The sequence below is a fragment of the Kribbella sp. NPDC051936 genome (genome assembly GCF_040680955.1).
In the GTDB taxonomy this organism is placed as follows: domain Bacteria; phylum Actinomycetota; class Actinomycetes; order Propionibacteriales; family Kribbellaceae; genus Kribbella.
In genome coordinates this window covers 81936-99012 of sequence record NZ_JBFAXS010000005.1, presented here as the reverse complement: position 1 = coordinate 99012, position 17077 = coordinate 81936, and the positions used below count along the sequence as shown (strand labels likewise).

Here is a 17077-nt window from a genome sequence, read left to right as displayed (position 1 = left end):
CGATTTTTGATATAGTCGCGTCCGTGCCCGACCTGGACGTCGACCGGCTGACCACGGTCATCGAGGATTTCAACACGATCTTCATCCGCCTGCCGTCGGTGCGACGGCTGAACTTCTCGGCCCTGTCCGTGCTGCACACCCTCGGCCGCCGCGGACCGCTGCGACTCACCGACCTGCTGGCGACGGAGCAGCTGAAGCAGCCCGCGCTGACCAGCCTGGTCGCGAAACTCGAGCAGGACGGGCTCCTGCAGCGCCGGCCCGACCCCGCCGACGGCCGCGCCAGCCTGCTGTCCCTGACCCGCACCGGCCGGGAGCTCGTCCGGTCCCGGCATGCGAACCGGGTCGAGAAGCTGGCCGCCCTGGTCGCGCGGCTCGCCCCCGACGAGCGCGCGGTCCTCGCGGGCTCGATCGACGTACTGCACCGCCTGACCGACCTCGCGGAGGACACCGCATGATTCCCACTCCGATCGCCGTACCCGACGACGTCCTCGACGACCTCCGCCGGCGCCTGCGGGCGACCAAGTGGCCGCGCGACGCGGGGAACGACGACGGTTTCTACGGCGTCCGCCGGACCCGCCTGCAACCGCTCGTCGAGTACTGGGCGGACGGTTTCGACTGGCGTGCGGCCGAGCGGAAGATCAACGCGTACGAGCATTACCGCGTCGATGTCGGCGACGTACCGGTGCACTTCCTGCGCCGGCCGGGCGTCGGCCCGCGGCCGGTCCCGCTGATCCTGAGCCACGGCTGGCCGTGGACGTTCTGGCACTGGTCGAAGGTGATCGACCCGCTCGCCGACCCCGCGTCGTACGGCGGTGACCCGGCCGACGCGTTCGACGTGATCGTCCCGTCGCTGCCCGGGTTCGGCTTCTCGACGCCGACCCGCCCGGACATGAACTTCTGGAAGATCGCCGACGTCTGGCACGAACTCATGACGGGCGTCCTCGGCTTCGGAAAGTACGCCGCGGCGGGCTGCGACGTCGGCGCGCTGGTGACCGGGCAGCTCGGGCACAAGTACGCCGACGAGCTGTACGGGATCCACATCGGATCGGCACTGAAACTCGACTTCTTCAACGGCGACCGCGGATGGGACCTGAGCGGCGGCCGGCCGATCCCGGAGGGGCTGCCGCCGGAGATCCACGCCGGGATCGTCCGGTTCGAGCGCCGCTTCGCCGCGCATCTCGCCGCGCACGTGCTGCACCCGGCCACGCTCGGCTTCGGCCTGGCGGACTCTCCCGCCGGGATGCTGGCGTGGATCATGGAGCGCTGGCTGAGCTGGTCCGAGAGCGACGCCGCGTTCACCGACGACGACCTGCTCACGCACGCGACGATCTTCTGGGCCGGCGACGCGATCGACACCTCGATCCGCACGTACGCGAACAACAACCGCTACCCGTGGACGCCGTCCCACGACCGCACGCCCGCCGTCGAGGCCCCGACCGGCATCACCTTCGTCGGCTACGAGAACCCGCCCGGCGTCAGCACACCCGAGCAGCGCGTGCAGAACTTCCTCGCCAGCGACCGGGCCGCCTGGTACAACCACACGAACATCACCGCCCACCCGAACGGCGGCCACTTCATCCCGTGGGAGGCCCCCACGGAATGGACCGCCGATCTACGCCGTACCTTCGCTCAGGTACGCCGGAAGTAGTACAGGAACGTCAGGAGCCCAGGCAAACATTTGCTTAACGGAAGGTGAACACGAAAGCGCCACAAGGGGGTTCCATAGGCGGCACGAAAAACCGAGAATGGGCCCCCAGAAGGGCTACAGGTCATCATCCTGAGGGGGCACGGATGACCAAGATTCTGGTGATCGATGACGAGCCGGACCTGATCCGGTTCGTCCGGCGGGCGCTTGAGGCCGAGGGGTACCAGGTGCTGGGGTCGGCGGACGGGCTGGGGGGCCTGCGGCTGGCGCTCGAGCACCAGCCGGCGTTGATCGTGCTCGATCTGATGATGCCGCGGATGCACGGCGAGGCGGTGCTGTCGGCCTTGCTCGCGCAGGATCCCGCGTTCCGGATCCTGGTGCTGTCCGCCACGGCGGACATCCAGCTGCGGATCAGCTGCCTGGAGCAGGGCGCGGTCGACTTCCTGGCGAAACCGTTCGCGATCCGCGAGCTGGTCGCGCGGGTCCGTGGCCGGCTCGGCGAGGACGCGAGCAACCGGCGCAAGAACCGGCTCCGCGTCGGTGACATGGTGCTCGACCTGGAGGCCCGGCAGTTGCTGATCGACGGCCGGCCGACGGTCCTGCCGAAACGCGAGTTCCTGCTGCTGCGGCACCTGATGCGCAATCCCGATGTCGTCTGCTCCCGGCAGGAACTGCTGTCGGAGGTCTGGGGCTACGACTTCGACCCGTCCACCAACGTGGTGGACGTCTGCGTCGGCCGGCTGCGCTCGAAGATCCGGCCAGACCTCATCGTGACGGTGCGCAATGTGGGCTATCAGCTCCAGAGCGCCTGACCTGGCGGTGCCGCGGGCCGTCCGGCGCCCGTCGCGGCGGATCGGCCTGCTGATCGACATCGCGGTGGCCGTCGTCGTCGTCGGCATGCTCGGGCTGATGATCATCGAGCCCGGCCTCGAGGCGGGCCCGTTCCACGTCATGTTCCTCGCGGTGGCGATCGCCTACGGCTACCGGATCTGGCCGCCGGTCCCGACCGTGGCCGCGACCACCGCGTTCACTCTGCTGGCCGGCTGGCTGATGGTCATGCAGGCTGCCGAGGGCCACTTGCCGAAAGCCGAGCTCGCCGAGATCCCGTTGATGCCGATGGTGCTGCTGGTGATGATCTGGCACGTCCGGCGCCGGGTCGCGGCGATCGAGGAGATGCAATTGATGGCGGGCCGGCAACTCGAGGCGGTCCAGCGGGAACGCGAGTTCGTCCGGGACACGTCCCATGCGATCCGGACCCCGGTGACGATCGCGCGCGGCCATCTGGAGCTGGTGGCCGCACAGGACCTGGACGAGGAGGTGCGGTCGGACCTGTCGGTCGCGATGCTGCAGCTCGAACGCATGACCGCGCTGTCGAACCGGCTGCTGGCCGTCGCCCGGCTCGACTCCGGTGGCGCACTGTCCGAACAGCCGACCAACCTGAGCAGCCTGGTCCGGGAGCTGGCCTCGAACTGGTCGGCCCAGGAGGACCGCGACTGGCAGGTCGATTGCGAACCGACCGGCTGGATTCCGGCCGACCCGGAGTGGATCGAACTGGCCCTGGACGCCCTGATCGAGAACGCGCTGAACTTCACGCCGGTGGGCGGCGAGATCAGCCTGGGCTGCCGGCGATCCGCCGACCGCTGCGTCGTCGAAGTGGCCGACTCCGGCCCCGGGATCGAGCCGGAAGACCTGCCGCACGTGTTCGAACGGTTCTGGCATCGACCGCCGCCGAACGGCCGGACGGGCACCGGTCTCGGGCTCGCAATGGCACGGTCCGCCGCGCTCGCGCACGGTGGCCGGCTGTCGGCGCGGAACGGCCCGAACGGCGGCGCGCTCTTCGAGCTGGAACTGCCGGCCAACTGACCAGTCGATGACGGCCACGTCATCTTTGTTGCCCCGCCCAGGCGTCCGGTCCCACCCTGCTGGGGGGAACCCGCTGCGTACGCCCGCCGAACCCCGGACGCACCCCACATGCTCCGGGCGCCGCGCCGGGTCCGGTCCACGACATCCCCCTCGTCGTGACCGGAAGACCTGACCGGCCCGGTCACGAGGCGTACGCAGCCGTTCTCCTGCCGTCGGCACGATCAACTACGCCGAACGGGCGATGCGGACCGGCACCAACCGGCCGCAGTCTGTGGTTATGAGGCTTCGTGTCCGGTCGGCCGGCGTGCTCCTGGTGTCGGGAGCCGCACTCGCGTGTCCACTCGTCGCGCGCGCCGTGACGACGACTCTGTACGTCGACCGGACCGTGGCCGGTTGCTCCGACGCCGGCCCGGGTACGTCGACCACGCCGTACTGCACCGTCACCAAGGGGGTGGCGAAACTCGCCGCCGGGTTCACGCTGTACATCGGTGACGGGACCTACAGCGAGACGATCAAACCCGTCGTCTCGGGGACGGCGGACGCGCCGATCACGATCACCGCCTGGCCGGGGCGGCACCCGGTCCTCACGCCGACGAGCTTCGGCGCGAACATCTCCTCGCGCGCCTACCTCACCCTGTCGGGTCTCACCTTCACCGGGACCAAGTACGACGGCGTGTACGTGACCGGCAGTCACGACATCACGGTCAGCGGCAACACCGTCACCGGCGCCGGGCATCCGGTCTCCGGCCAGACGGCGTACGGGATCAGCATCCGCTCGTCCAGCTCGTCGGTTGTCAGCGGCAACGACGTGAACCACAACAACGGCACCGGAATCCTGCTCACGTCAGGGTCGACCGGGATCCTGGTCAGCGGCAACTCGGCCAGCTTCAACGCCGAGGGGTACCGCCGCAACGCCAACGGGATCAACGTGATCAGCGCCGGCAACACCGTGCTGCGCAACGTCACGCACGACAACGAGGACTCCGGTATCCAGTTCTACACCGGCGGCAACGACAACCTGGCGGCGCTGAACGTCACGTACAACAACGGCGACCACGGCATCGACGACCTGAACGTCACCGGTGGCCGGCTGATCGGCAACACCGTGTACCGCAACTGCACGACCGGCATCAACGTCGAGGGCACCTCCGGCAACTACGTGGTCTCGAACAACGTCGCGGTCGACAACGCGGTGTACCCGGCGTACAACGGCATCGCCTGTACGCGGCGGGCCGGGAACATCGGCATCTGGGACTCGGCGCCCGCATCCACGACCGTGGACCACAACCTGGTCTGGCTGACGACGAGCGGGAAGATGTACGCCTTCGGTACGACGTACACCTCGCTGGCGGCCATGCAGGCGGCCACCCACCAGGAGTCACACGGGGTACAGGCCGATCCCCGCTTCGTGTCGGCCGGCTCGTGGAACCTGCACATCGGGCCCGGGTCCGCGGCGATCGACCGCGGCGACTCGGGCGCGTCCGGTGCCCAGTCCACCGACATCGAGGGGCTGGCCAGGGTCGACGATCCGGCGACCGCCAACACCTTCGCGGAGGGGCCGCGGCGCTACGACGACCTCGGCGCCTACGAGTACCAGCCCTGACGTCGGGCCGAAACATGACGTGAAGATGACCGAATCATGACGTCTGCCGCCTGCCCCTGCCTCTTCACCTGGTGACGGCCTGTACTGGTCCCTTAAGACCGGGACGCGTGCTGTGGGGGGCCCGAGCGGGGAGGCCAGGACGGAATGACCGTCCGTTGTCGTCGAGGGCTCGGTGCGTGTGGCCGCGGTGGGCGGTCGGCTCGGTCGGGGGACCTGAGGGGGTCATCGATGAGCGCTGCCGACCCGTCGCCGGCCCGGGGTGGATTTGCCGGCGACCCGGAGCACCTGCTGCGCCTGTGCCACGATCTGCGACAGTACGTCGCCGCAGGTCTGTGTCTGTCCGAACCGACGGCCGAGCTCGACGCGGTACCGGCGCGGCTGGCACTGATCCGTCAGCAGTTCGACGCGATCGCCGAACTCCTGGACGTCGAGCAGGTGCCCGCGCGGCGGATCGGCGGGGTCAACCTGACCCAGCTGGCCGGTGAGTGCGCCGACGTGGTTCGGCTGACGTACCGCGCGCCGGTGATCTTCGACCGGGTCGCGCGGGTCGTGGTCGCCGGGGACCAGGCACTGCTGCGGCGTGCCATCGGCAACCTGCTCGACAACGCCTGCCGCGCGGCCGGCGGCACCGGGCACGTCCACGTCCGCGTCGGTGCCGACGAGTCGGCCGATGGGGAGGCGTACGTCGAGGTGTCCGACGACGGCCCGGGCTTCGGTGACGTCGCCGCCGGAACAGGCCACGGCCTGCGGGTGGTGGCGGCAGCAGCGCGCGCTTTCGACGGCCGGCTGGAGATCAGCAGCGTGCCCGGTCGCGGAACCACCGTCCGGCTCTGTCTGCCCCGTGGGGGGCACCCCACGATGAGGTCGGCATGAGGCTCGCGATCTGTGAGGAGAACTGGCTGTTCGCCTCGGTCGTCGCCTCCGCATTCGAACTGCGGGGCCACGAGGTCGTCACGACCACCGACGATCCGCGCCAGTTGTTCGACGGCACCGGCCGCCGTCCGGACCTGTACGTCCTGGACAGCTCTGCCGTGACCGAACTGCCACACCGCGGCGACCGGACGCCGTACGTGGTACTGCTCACCGATCCGCAGGACGAACAGGCGTGGGACGCCTTCGACACCGGGACGGCGGACGGCGTGGTCAGCAAGACCTGCAGTCTGCGAACGTTGCTCGACGCCACCGAGTCGGTTGCCGACGGCCACCACATTGCGGCCGGGCGGCCGGCCGCGGACCGGCGTAAGCACCAGCCGGTGGTCGACGCCCTGACCGCCCGGGAGCTCGAGGTGCTGCACCTGGTCGTCCAGGGCTACAACACCGAACAGATGGCCCGCGTCCTCGGCGTCAGCAGGCACACCATCCGCACCCACGTCCAACAGGTACTGCGCAAGCTCGGCGTGCACGGCCGCGGCAAGCTCGCCCGCGCGGCCGCCGACGCCGGGCTGGTCGACGTGCAGGAACTGATCGAGGGCGGTCGCCGGTGAGGGAATCGTCCGGGGTGGCGATCCTGCTGGTCGACGACCATCGCGTCTTCGCCGAAGCACTGGCGGGCCTGCTCGCGACCGAACCCGGCATCGGCCACGTCGGCACCGCCTCGAACCTCACCGCCGCACGAAAGCTGCTCGGCTCCGGCCGGCCCGATGTGATCCTGCTCGACCTGTCGCTGGCCGAGGAGTCCGGCTTCGACCTGCTGGCCGAAGTGCTGGCCGAACCCGACCCGCCGGCCGTGATCATGCTGTCCGGCAGCACCGACCCGCGGTTGATCGTGCAGGCCATCGACGCAGGTGCTCGAGGCTGGCTGGCGAAGACCACCCGGCTGCCCACCCTGGTTGCGGCGATCTGGCAGGTCCTCGACGGCCATCTGTACCTCGCGCCCGCGACGCTCGGACCGGTGCTCAGCCATCTCCTGGGCGATCTGCGCCGGCAGCGCGCTGCCGCCGGCTTCGTGGATCGGCTGACACCTCGCGAGCTCGATGTCCTGCGCTGCCTGGTCTCCGGGATGACCAGGGCCGAGGCGGCCGACTACCTGTTCCTGTCCACGAACACGGTCCGGACCCACATCCAGAGCCTGCTCCGCCGGTCGGAGCAGCACTCGGCGCTCGCACTGGTCGCCTTTGCCCGTTCACACGGTGTGACGGGGATCGACGAGAACGACGGGTCCGTAATGACCAACGGGCGCGGATCATCCTCTTGACGTAGAGGTTCTCGTCTCGCAGGCGGGCGCGGGCGCCGGTCACATTTCGTAGCGTCGAGGGACATCAGGGCCCGAGGGGGCCTCGAGGGGGGCATCGGGATGACTACCCGAATCACTGCTGCGGCGCGTCCGCTACCGGCGGCGGAGATCGCCGTACCGTTCGCGGATTGTGACATCACCGCCGAGGCGCAGGCCGCCGTTCTGCGGGTCCTGCAGTCCGGGTGGGTGACCACCGGCCGGGAGGTGGCGGCGTTCGAGACCGAGTTCGCGGCAGTGGTCGGCGCAGAGTTCGCGGTGGCCGTATCGTCGTGCACACAGGGGATCGAGCTGGCGCTGCGGTCACTCGGGCTGCCACGCGGGTCGCTGGTGCTGAGCTCGACGATGACGTTCTGCGGCGCGGTCCAGGCGATCGTGCACGCCGGGCACCAGCCGGTTCTGGTCGACGTCGACCCGGTCACCGGCATGCCGACACCGGCGACGGTGCTAGCCGCCGTACAGGCCTTCGGCCGGCCCGCCGCCCTGACCGTCGTGCACTGGGCCGGCGACGTGGCCGACGTACCGGCGCTCGCCGAGGCGGCCGGTGTGCCGCTCGACCACGTCGTGGTGGACGCCGCGCACGCGCTCGGCACGTACGCCGGCGACGCGCCGATCGGCTCCGGCCCCGGCGCGACCTGCTTCAGTTTCTACGCCACCAAGAACCTCCCGCTCGGCGAGGGCGGGATGATCACCACCGACGACGCGGCGCGCGCCGACTGGCTGCGCGGGGCACGCCTGCACGGGATGACGGCCGACGCCTGGCGGCGCTACCTGCCCGGTGGCAGCTGGCGCTACAACGTCGCCGACGCCGGCCTGAAGGCGAACATGACCGACATCCAGGCGTCGATGGGCCGCGCGCAGCTCAACCACTTCCCGTCCTGGCAGCGGCGGCGCGCCGAGATCGCGGCACAGTACGACGATCGGCTCGCGGGACTGCCCGGTGTCGGGCTTCCGCACCGGCCGGCTCCCGGGGAGGGCACGCACGCCTGGCATCTGTACCCGGTTCGGCTCCGCCTGCACGGCGGGATCGATCGCGACGAGGTGATCGCCGCGCTCTCCGCTCGCGCCATCGGCACCTCGGTGCACTTCATCCCGGTCCATCGACTCGCGTACTTCAGCCAGACGGCCCTGATTCCGTCGGCCGGACTGACCGGGGCGGACGCACTGTTCGACCAGCTGCTGTCGCTGCCGATGTACCCGCGGCTGACCGGGCAACAGGTCGACGCGGTCTGTACGGCGGTCACCGACATCGCGCATCAGGGCATCTCGGGAAAGGGAACGGAATGAGTGAGCCTCTGCTGCTACACGACAGCGACAACGGCCTGTTGCGGACCGTTGTGGTCGGGGCCGGTGAGGCCGGGGTCGCACTGGCTCGCGACCTGCACCGGGTCAGCTCGTTCGGGCTGGAGCCTGTCGGCTTCCTCGACGACGATCCCGGCAAGGCGGGCAGGCGGTACGGCGGGCGGAAGGTGCTCGGCACCCTGGCTGATCTCGAGGAGGTCCTCGAGCGGACCGGGGCCGACGTCGTCGTGGTCGCCATTCCGTCGATGCCGTCGCACGAGGTGAAGCAGCTCGGGCTGCGCGCCGCCGCGCTGGGCGCGACCGTGCTGCACCTGCCGCCGTTCCTCTCCGTGCTGCAGCGTCAGATCGCCGGGACCGACATGCGGGCGCTGCAGATCGGCCCGCTGATCGGGCGGCCGGAGATGCACGTCGTCAGCAGGCACGCCCGGGACGCGATCGCCGGCAAGCGGGTCCTGGTCACCGGCGCCGGCGGTTCGATCGGCAGCGAGCTGTGTCGTCAGGTGTACGGCTTCGGCCCCGAGCAACTGATCATGCTCGACCACGACGAGTCCAACCTGCACCGCACGCAGCTCGAGCTGTGGGGCGAGGCGCTGCTGGACACCGAGAACACCGTGGTCGCGGACATCCGGGACAGCGAGCGGCTGTTCCAGCTGTTCCGTGATCACCGGCCGCAGATCGTGTTCCACGCGGCGGCCCTGAAGCACCTTCCGGTCTTGGAGCAACACCCGTGCGAGGGCGTGAAGTCGAACGTCCGCGGTACCCAGAACCTGGTCGAGGCCGCCGTCGTCCACGACGTCGAACGGTTCGTGCTGATCTCCACCGACAAGGCCGCGAACCCGGCCTCGGTGCTCGGGGCAACCAAGAGGCTGGCCGAGCTGGTGCTGGAGTCGCAGCAGCCGGCCCCGACGGTGCTGACCGCGGTCCGGTTCGGGAACGTGCTGGGCAGCCGAGGCTCGCTGCTGCACGTGGTCCGGGACCAGCTCGCCAGTGGCACACCGGTGACGATCACGCATCCCGACGTCAGCCGGTTCTTCATGACGATCGAGGAAGCGGTCGGGCTGGTCCTGGAGGCGGCGCGGATGTCGCACGGCTCGGCGACGTACGTCCTGGACATGGGCGAGCCGGTGCGGATCGTCGACCTGGTCCACAACTTCGCCGGCCTGCTGAACGTCCGCGACGTCCACGTGAAGTACACCGGTCTGCGGCCGGGCGAGAAACTCACCGAGGAACTGTTCGGCGCCGGCGAGGAAGCCACGCCCACCGATCATCCGCGGATCTCGATGACCGTGGCGCCACCGCCGCCGGCCGGCTTCCGGGCCGGGCTGCAGGAGCTGTACGACGCCGCCGCGCACAACCGGCCCGACGAGGTCTTCCGGCATCTGCGCCGGCTCGTTCCGGAGTACAGCCCGACGCCCGGTCTGGTGTCGGCCTGCGCGCCCTATCCCGACGACTTCTGACCTGCCCACCCGACAACAGACTGTGAGTACAGCATGACCACAGAGGCCAGGCCGCCACTGGACGTCCGCGTCCTCGACGGTACCGTCAATGTCCCCCCGACGGTCTTCGATGACCCCACCCTGCTCCCCGCGGGCCGGGCGACGATCACGGCGCTCGGACATCGGGTCGAGGGCGCGGACCTGGCCGCCCCGCCGGTGGTGCTGCCGGACTTCCACCACAAGTCGAAGATGGAGCTGCCGTCGAGCGTCGCGGTCGCGACCAGCGGCACTGTCCGTCCCGAGCTGACCAGCTCGTCGGTGAACTGCGGGATGGCGCTGATCGCGGTCGACTCCGAGGTCCCCGACGACAAGGCGGTCGACGTCTTCATGCGAGCGGTCCGCGAGCGCTATCCGTACCCGACCCGGGGCACCGCCGAACTCAGCCGCCAGGAGGTCGCCAAGGCGGTCGGCGCCGGGTCCGAGTTCAGTGTGGAGCGCTGGGGCGCACCGGCCGAGGACCTGGAGCGGATCGAGGAGGGCGGCCGGATCGACCTGGAGCGCTACGGCGGCCTCGACCGGCTGCGCGCGGAGCTTCCGGGGATCGCCTTCCAGCTGGCCCGGTACCGCTTCGGAACCATTGGCCCGTCCAACCATTTCGTCGAGCTCCAGCGGGTCGAGGAGATCCTCGACCCGGAGCGGGCCGCCAAGCTCGGAGTGACCGAGGGCCAGCTGACCATCCAATACCACGGCGGCGGCGGGGTCTTCACCGGGGAGATCGGGCGCCTGTTCTTCCGTCGCAAGGACTATCCCGCTCAGATCAAGGCCGTGAACGCGGCACTGAAGCCGTGGTTCCACCTCCGCTCCGCGCGCTCCTTCGCGCAACTGCGCGCACGGCTCGGTCTGTACTTCACCGCCGGCTGCACGCCGCTTCCGCTGGCCAGTGACGAAGGCCGGCGGCTGATGCTCGCGACCGCGGCCGCGATGAACTACGGCTTCGCCTTCCGCACCGCGACGTACGCCGCACTCCGCCGGATCGCGGCCGACTCCTTCGGCGGCGCCACCGGGCGGCTGGTGGTCGACTCGCCGCACAACAGCATCTACGAAGAGCCGGTCGGGGACCGTACCGGCGTCGTCCACCGGCACAACTCCTGCCGTGCCTTCCCGGCCTCGATGATGTCGCCGGGGACGACGTTCGCCGAGACCGGACAGGCCGTGCTGCTGCCCGGTACGCACCGCACCTCCAGCTACCTGGCCGTGGCGGGCGACCGTGCGGCGAGCAGTCTGTACTCCGCCTGTCACGGCGCCGGCACCGTGGTCTCCGACCTGGTGGCGCGCGGCATCTCCGGCGACCACCCGCTGAAGCACAAGACCCGCCGCTACCGATACGACGACGGCGCGCCCACCGATGCCCACCACTTCGACGACCTCGGCGTGAACGCGGCCCTCGACGTCCTCGTCCGCCACGGGCTGGTCAAGCCGGTCGCGCGGATGCGACCTGTCGCAGTTCTGCACTGACGGTTCGGGAGAGAACATGAACAAGCGGCTACGGAGTCTCGCGGCGGCCACGGTCATCAGCATGACCGCGGCGCTGGTGCTGGTCGTGACGAGCAGCCCGGCGAACGCCGTCGGCACCGGCTACTGGGTGAACAACACGGTCACCTGCAGCGACACCGGTACCGGCACCCAGGCGGCGCCGTTCTGCACGATCTCCCAGGGCACCAAGAAGGCCGTGCTCCCGGGCGACACCGTGCATGTTGCTCCGGGCACCTATCGGGAGCAGGTCACGATCAACGCGTCGGGCACCGCCACGGACCCGATCACCGTCGTCGGCGACGCCCCGGGCGTCATCGTGCTCGGCACCCGGTCCCTGGCCGGCGCAGCGCTCTGGACCGCGACCGGTACCACGGCCTGGTCCACGCCGTACGCGCCTCCGTCCGCGCCCAAGCAGGTCTTCGTCGACAACCAACGCCTCGCGACCGCTAGCTCCGCCACCACGACGACGCCGAACAGCTGGTTCTACGACGGGACCGCCAAGGTTCTGTACGTCGACATCGGCGGCGCCAACCCGGGCGACGGGCACCAGGTCGAGGCCGGCGCCCAGTCGTTCGGCGTCACCACCAGCAGCAAGCAGAACGTGGTCGTCAGCAACCTCGAGCTCGACCGCGCGAACCTGGCCGGTGTGCGGTTGCTGTCCTCGTCCGGGATCACCGTCGACCACGTCACCACGTCCCAGTCGGCCGGTAACGGCGTCCTCGTCGACACCTGCCCGAGCAGCTCGATCACGATCCGTTCCGCGGCCGTCGACAACGCGCTGTCCACCGGCATCAAGCTGAACGCGTCCAGCGGCGTGACCGTCACCGCGTCCGGCAGCCACAACAACGGCCTGCACGGGATCGGCCTTGCCACCTCGCCGAACAACCTGCTCACCGGTAACACGACGTACGCGAACGTCTCACTGAATCCGAACGCGACCGCCAACGGCATCGACGTCGACACGAGCTCGCCCGACAACCGTGTGATCGGCAATGTCGCCTACCAGAACCAGGACAGCGGGTTCCAGGTCTACAGCAGCAGCCACCGGGCTCTGGTGGCGCGCAACATCTCCTACGGCAACGGCGACCACGGCTTCGACACGCTGACCTCGACCGGTGTGCAGTACCTGAACAACACGGCGTACGGGAACCGCCGGGACGGCCTCTCGATCGAGGGCACCTCGACCGGCGCCACCGTTGTCAACAACCTCCTGGTCGACAACGGCACCACCGCGACCGAGTACGACCTGTACGTCGACGCCGGTTCGTACTCCGGTCTCACCGCCGACCGCGACATGGCGTACAACCACGTGGTCGCACCGAGTACGAAGGTCAACGGCGTGATCTACAAGACGCTGGCCGCGTTCGCCACCGCGACCGGTCAGGAGGCCCACGGCCTGTCCGTCGACCCGGACTTCGTCAACCCGGCCGGCGCGGACTTCCGGCTGACCGCCGGTTCCGCCGCGGTCGACTCGGCCGACTCGTCGCCGGCGAACTTCGTCGCCGCCGACCAGAGCGGCAACGCACTCGCCGACGACCCGATCGTGCCGGACACCGGCACCGGTACGCCGGCGTACGCCGACCGCGGCCCGCTGGAGTACCAGCCGATCGCGGGTCCGGCCGACTATCCGCCGCACGCGGCCGTGGTGCTCGACCCGAGCGCGGTGAACATGCCGCCGGCGACGCCGGTGACCGCGGATGCGAGCGGTTCGAGCGACGCCGACACCAACGGCATCGCGTCGTACACCTTCGACTTCGGTGACGGCACCGTCGTCGGTCCGCAGGCGACGGCGACCGCGACCCACAAGTACGCGGCGACCGGCACGTTCACCGTCACCACCACGGTCACCGACACCGCGGGGCTGACCGACACCGCGACCGCCCAGGAGGTCGTCAGCCTCCGCCAGGTGCAGACGTACTCCGTCGAGCAGACGAACCCGTCCTGCAGCGACAGCGGACCGGGCACCACCGCCACCCCGTTCTGCACGATCGGCGCGGCCACGAAGAAGATGCTGGCCGGCGACACCGCGCTGGTAGGCGCGGGCCAGTACCGCGAACAGGTCCAGGTCACCGCGAGCGGTGAGGCCGGCGCGCCGATCACGCTGCGGGCGACCTCGCCGTCGGCGGTCATCCTCGGCACGAACGACGTGCCCGACGCGGCCGGCTGGTCCGCGACGTCGACGACGGCGTGGAAGCACGCCTTCACCTCGGTGCCGGCGCAGGTCTTCCTGGACGGGCAACCGTTGGCCAAGGCAACGAGTAGTACGACGACCACCAGCGGCACGTGGTTCTACGACACCCCGACGGCGACGCTGTACGTCGACACCGGCGGGACGAACCCGGCCACCGGGCACACCGTCAGCGCGGGCGCGCGCAGCTTCGGCATCCTGCTCCGCCAGGTCACCGACGTGAACGTCAGCGGCTTCGCGGTCCGGCAGACCAACCTGAGCGGCGTGTACTTCGACACCGTGCAGCGGGTCTCCCTCGACACCGTCGACACCGCCCAGTCCGGCGCCCAGGGCGTGACCGCGGACAACTCCAGCCAGGTCATGCTGAGCGGCATCCAGGCGTCGGCGAACCAGTCCATCGGCATCCGGCTGTTCAGCAGCACCGACAGCACGGTGAAGACCTCGGTCACGCACGACAACAGCTTCCACGGCGTCAGCGTGCAGGGCGGCGCGCGGGACACGGTGACCGGCGTGACGACGTACCGGAACAAGCGGCTCTCGACCCGGATCGCGGCCGGTATCGACGTGTCGTCGGCCGCCCAGAACACCGTTGTCGACGGCAACTTGTCCTACAGCAACGACGACTCGGGCATCGAGTCCTACACCGGCGCGACCGGGACCCTGGTGCGCCGGAACGTGGTCTACGACAACGGCGACCACGGCATCGACGACTTCCAGGCGCCCGGCTCGCAGGTGATCGGCAACACCGTGGTCGGCAACACCACCGCCGGGATCAACTTCGAGGGCGGCTCGACCGGTGCTCTCACCCGGGACAACGTGACGATGGACAACGCCGTCGGCAGCACCCGGACGATCGGCGAGATCCGGGTCGACGAGACATCCAGCCAGGGCACCAGCCTGGACCGGGACCTGGTGTTCCAGAACAACGGCGGACCCCTGTTCGAGTGGACGTCGCAGCCGTACACGACGCTCAGCTCCTACCAGGCCGTCAGCGGGCAGGAACCGACGGGAAAGGCGGCGAACCCGCAGTTCGTCAACCTGGCCGGCCGTGACCTGCATCTGACCGGGACCTCCCCGGCCATCGACGCCGCCGACACGTCGCCGGCCGGCTGGAGCGCGACCGACAAGGACGGCGGCACCCCGGTCGACGACCCGGCCGTCACGAACACCGGTACCGGCCCGGTCACCTTCGCCGATCTCGGTGCCTTCGAGTTCGACGGCCTCGTGATCGTCGTGACCGTCTCCCCGACCGGTGGTTTCGCGCCGCTCGACGTGACGATCGACGCCTCGCACAGCGCCGGCCCCGCGCCGATCACGTCGTACCAGATCGTCTGTGGCAACGGCACGGTGCTGACACAGTCCAGCGGTGTCTGCCACTACGGTGCGGCAGGGACGTTCACGCCGACCGCGACAGTCACCGACTCCACCGGCGCCACCGCCACCTGGACCGGTGCGCCGATCGTGGTGAAGCCGAACGGCGTACCGACAGCACGGATCACGGCCACACCCAATCAGGCGTACGCACCGCAGCAGGTTGTACTGGACGCCTCCGCGTCCTCGGACGCCGACGGCCGGCCGCTGGTCTCCTACTCCTTCGACTGCGGCAACGGGCACACCACAGGTCCGATCACCACACCGACGACGACCTGTGACCACCCGGCCGCCGGCACCTACACCGTCGCAGTGACGGTGACCGACACCGACGGGCTCACCAGCCGGGCGACCACCAAGGTCAGGATCCTGGCCGAGGTGGCACCGACCGCGGCGCTGAACCTGTCGAAGAACAGCATCAAGCGCGGCCAGTCGATCACCGCCGACGCATCCGGCTCGACCGACCCGGACAAGACGCCGATCGCGACCTACCAGTTCAGCTGTGGGACCGGCACCACCCTGCCGGCGCAGACGGCCCCGACCACGACCTGTACCTACCCGGCCGCGGGGACCTTCACCGTGAATGTCGTCGTCACCGATACGGGCGGGCTGACCGGCACCACCACCAAGAGCGTGAAGGTCCAGTGAGGGACGGCACGAGGAAGGCTCAGCTATGACGCTCGAAGAGATGTTCCGCCGGATCGTCCGGGCGCACCTGGCACTGATCCTGGTGTGCATCCTGGTACCGGTTGCCGGTGCCGCGATCCTGGTGGCGAACCGGCCGGACCCGAGCATTGCCTCGATCCGCCTCCAGGTCATCTCCGGCTCACCGAAGTCGGCGACCGAGGCCGAGGGGATGAACAGCCGGGTCCTCGCGGTGGCGACGACGCCGAGTGTGCTCGGTGCGGCGCTGGAGGCTGCGCAGGCGCAGCGGGACGTCGACACGTACGCGGCGACCAACGTGGCCGCGCAGCGGATCGGCGGGTCCTCGATCGTCGAGCTCAGCGTCAGCGACAACGACCCGCTGGTGGCCGGAAGGGTCGTCTCCGAACTCGCTGCCCGGGTCGCGGCGTTCATGAACCAGGGTGACCAGGCAACCTTCCGCAGCACACTGGACGACCTGACCAGCCAGATCGACGCCGCGACCGCACGCCGGGACAAGCTGGTCGCCCAACTGCGGGGCATTGCCGACGTGACCGCCCGCGCCGACCTCGGGGTGCAGATCCAGTCGGCCAACCAGTTGCTGAGCCAACTCAGCAGCCAACGGGCGACCTTGGTCGCGGACAACGCGACCAAGGACCAGGTCGTCATGGTCGGCACCCAGCCCGACATCCGGCGCGAACCGCACTCGATCCTTCCGCAACTCGCGCTGGCACTGCTGCTCGGTCTCGTACTCGGCCTGACCGCGGCGACGGTCCTGGAGACGTTCCGCCCACGGGTCACCGGCATCCGCGCGCTGGCCCGGTTGCTGCAGGCGCCGGTGCTCGGCAAGTCGACCGAGGACATCGAGTCGCTCCGCAACACGATGGCGCTGGCAGCCCGGCGGCAAGGCGTCGACGCGGTCGTGCTGATGGGCGCCGACGACGAAGACGCGGACACCGTGAGCAAGCTGCTGTTCTCGCTGTCCGGACGCACGCACGCCTCGAAGCAGTCGAAGCAACCCGTCGTTCCGGGTGACGGCGGGCCGGTCTTCGACATCGACGGCTTCACCGATGTCCGCTTCACCGGACTGTCGGCCGTCACGCCCGAGGACGAGATGACGGCCGGGGTCGTTGTCGTGTCCAGGGGCACGGTGCTCCTGCGCCGGCTCGACGACCTCGACGACATCCTGAAGGCCGTTCGCTGGCCGGTACTGGGCATCGTGCACGGTCCGGCACCACGCCGCTTCGGCAGGCTGCGGTGACCA

The 17077-nt window shown here is 69.8% G+C and carries 13 protein-coding genes; all 13 read left to right on the top strand.

Going from position 1 to position 17077, the window contains the following annotated elements:
• Positions 1-23: 23 nt before the first annotated feature.
• The 13 genes from AB0L64_RS18055 to AB0L64_RS17995 all read left to right on the top strand — a co-directional run bounded on the left by AB0L64_RS18055 (position 24) and on the right by AB0L64_RS17995 (position 17074).
• The gene (locus AB0L64_RS18055; RefSeq protein ID WP_363711306.1) at positions 24-455 is read left to right on the top strand and encodes a MarR family transcriptional regulator; all 432 of its coding nucleotides are present in this window, start codon (positions 24-26) and stop codon (positions 453-455) included.
• The gene (locus AB0L64_RS18050; protein WP_363711304.1) at positions 452-1648 is read left to right on the top strand and encodes an epoxide hydrolase family protein; all 1197 of its coding nucleotides are present in this window, start codon (positions 452-454) and stop codon (positions 1646-1648) included. The genes AB0L64_RS18055 and AB0L64_RS18050 overlap by 4 nt, the downstream gene beginning before the upstream one ends.
• A gap of 143 nt (positions 1649-1791) precedes the next feature.
• Entirely contained in the window at positions 1792-2457 is a 666-nt protein-coding gene (locus AB0L64_RS18045) for a response regulator transcription factor (protein WP_363711302.1), read from the top strand.
• Positions 2429-3508 (top strand): HAMP domain-containing sensor histidine kinase, encoded by a 1080-nt coding sequence (locus AB0L64_RS18040; RefSeq protein ID WP_363711299.1) that lies wholly within the window; start codon positions 2429-2431, stop codon positions 3506-3508. The genes AB0L64_RS18045 and AB0L64_RS18040 overlap by 29 nt, the downstream gene beginning before the upstream one ends.
• 277 nt (positions 3509-3785) lie before the next feature.
• The gene (locus AB0L64_RS18035) at positions 3786-5111 is read left to right on the top strand and encodes a right-handed parallel beta-helix repeat-containing protein (RefSeq protein WP_363711297.1); all 1326 of its coding nucleotides are present in this window, start codon (positions 3786-3788) and stop codon (positions 5109-5111) included.
• A 228-nt stretch (positions 5112-5339) separates the two neighbouring features.
• Entirely contained in the window at positions 5340-5984 is a 645-nt protein-coding gene (locus tag AB0L64_RS18030; RefSeq protein WP_363711295.1) for a HAMP domain-containing sensor histidine kinase, read from the top strand.
• The gene (locus AB0L64_RS18025) at positions 5981-6595 is read left to right on the top strand and encodes a response regulator transcription factor (protein WP_363711293.1); all 615 of its coding nucleotides are present in this window, start codon (positions 5981-5983) and stop codon (positions 6593-6595) included. Before AB0L64_RS18030 ends, AB0L64_RS18025 begins: the two co-directional genes overlap by 4 nt.
• On the top strand, positions 6592-7305 hold the full coding sequence (locus AB0L64_RS18020; RefSeq protein ID WP_363711291.1) for a response regulator transcription factor: 714 nt from the start codon (positions 6592-6594) through the stop codon (positions 7303-7305). The genes AB0L64_RS18025 and AB0L64_RS18020 overlap by 4 nt, the downstream gene beginning before the upstream one ends.
• Positions 7306-7404: 99 nt before the next feature.
• Positions 7405-8628 carry a DegT/DnrJ/EryC1/StrS family aminotransferase gene (locus tag AB0L64_RS18015; RefSeq protein WP_363711289.1) on the top strand — a complete coding sequence of 408 codons (1224 nt, stop codon included), beginning with the start codon at positions 7405-7407 and terminating at the stop codon, positions 8626-8628.
• Positions 8625-10100 carry a nucleoside-diphosphate sugar epimerase/dehydratase gene (locus AB0L64_RS18010; protein ID WP_363711287.1) on the top strand — a complete coding sequence of 492 codons (1476 nt, stop codon included), beginning with the start codon at positions 8625-8627 and terminating at the stop codon, positions 10098-10100. Before AB0L64_RS18015 ends, AB0L64_RS18010 begins: the two co-directional genes overlap by 4 nt.
• Positions 10101-10133: 33 nt before the next feature.
• Positions 10134-11594, top strand: a complete 1461-nt coding sequence (locus AB0L64_RS18005) for an RtcB family protein (protein ID WP_363711285.1) — start codon at positions 10134-10136, stop codon at positions 11592-11594.
• 16 nt (positions 11595-11610) lie between these two features.
• Positions 11611-15819: a PKD domain-containing protein gene (locus AB0L64_RS18000; RefSeq protein WP_363711283.1), complete on the top strand. Its 4209-nt coding sequence runs from the start codon at positions 11611-11613 to the stop codon at positions 15817-15819.
• A gap of 25 nt (positions 15820-15844) precedes the next feature.
• Complete coding sequence (locus AB0L64_RS17995; RefSeq protein ID WP_363711281.1) at positions 15845-17074, top strand: hypothetical protein; 1230 nt, start codon at positions 15845-15847, stop codon at positions 17072-17074.
• The last annotated feature ends 3 nt before the right edge of the window (positions 17075-17077 follow it).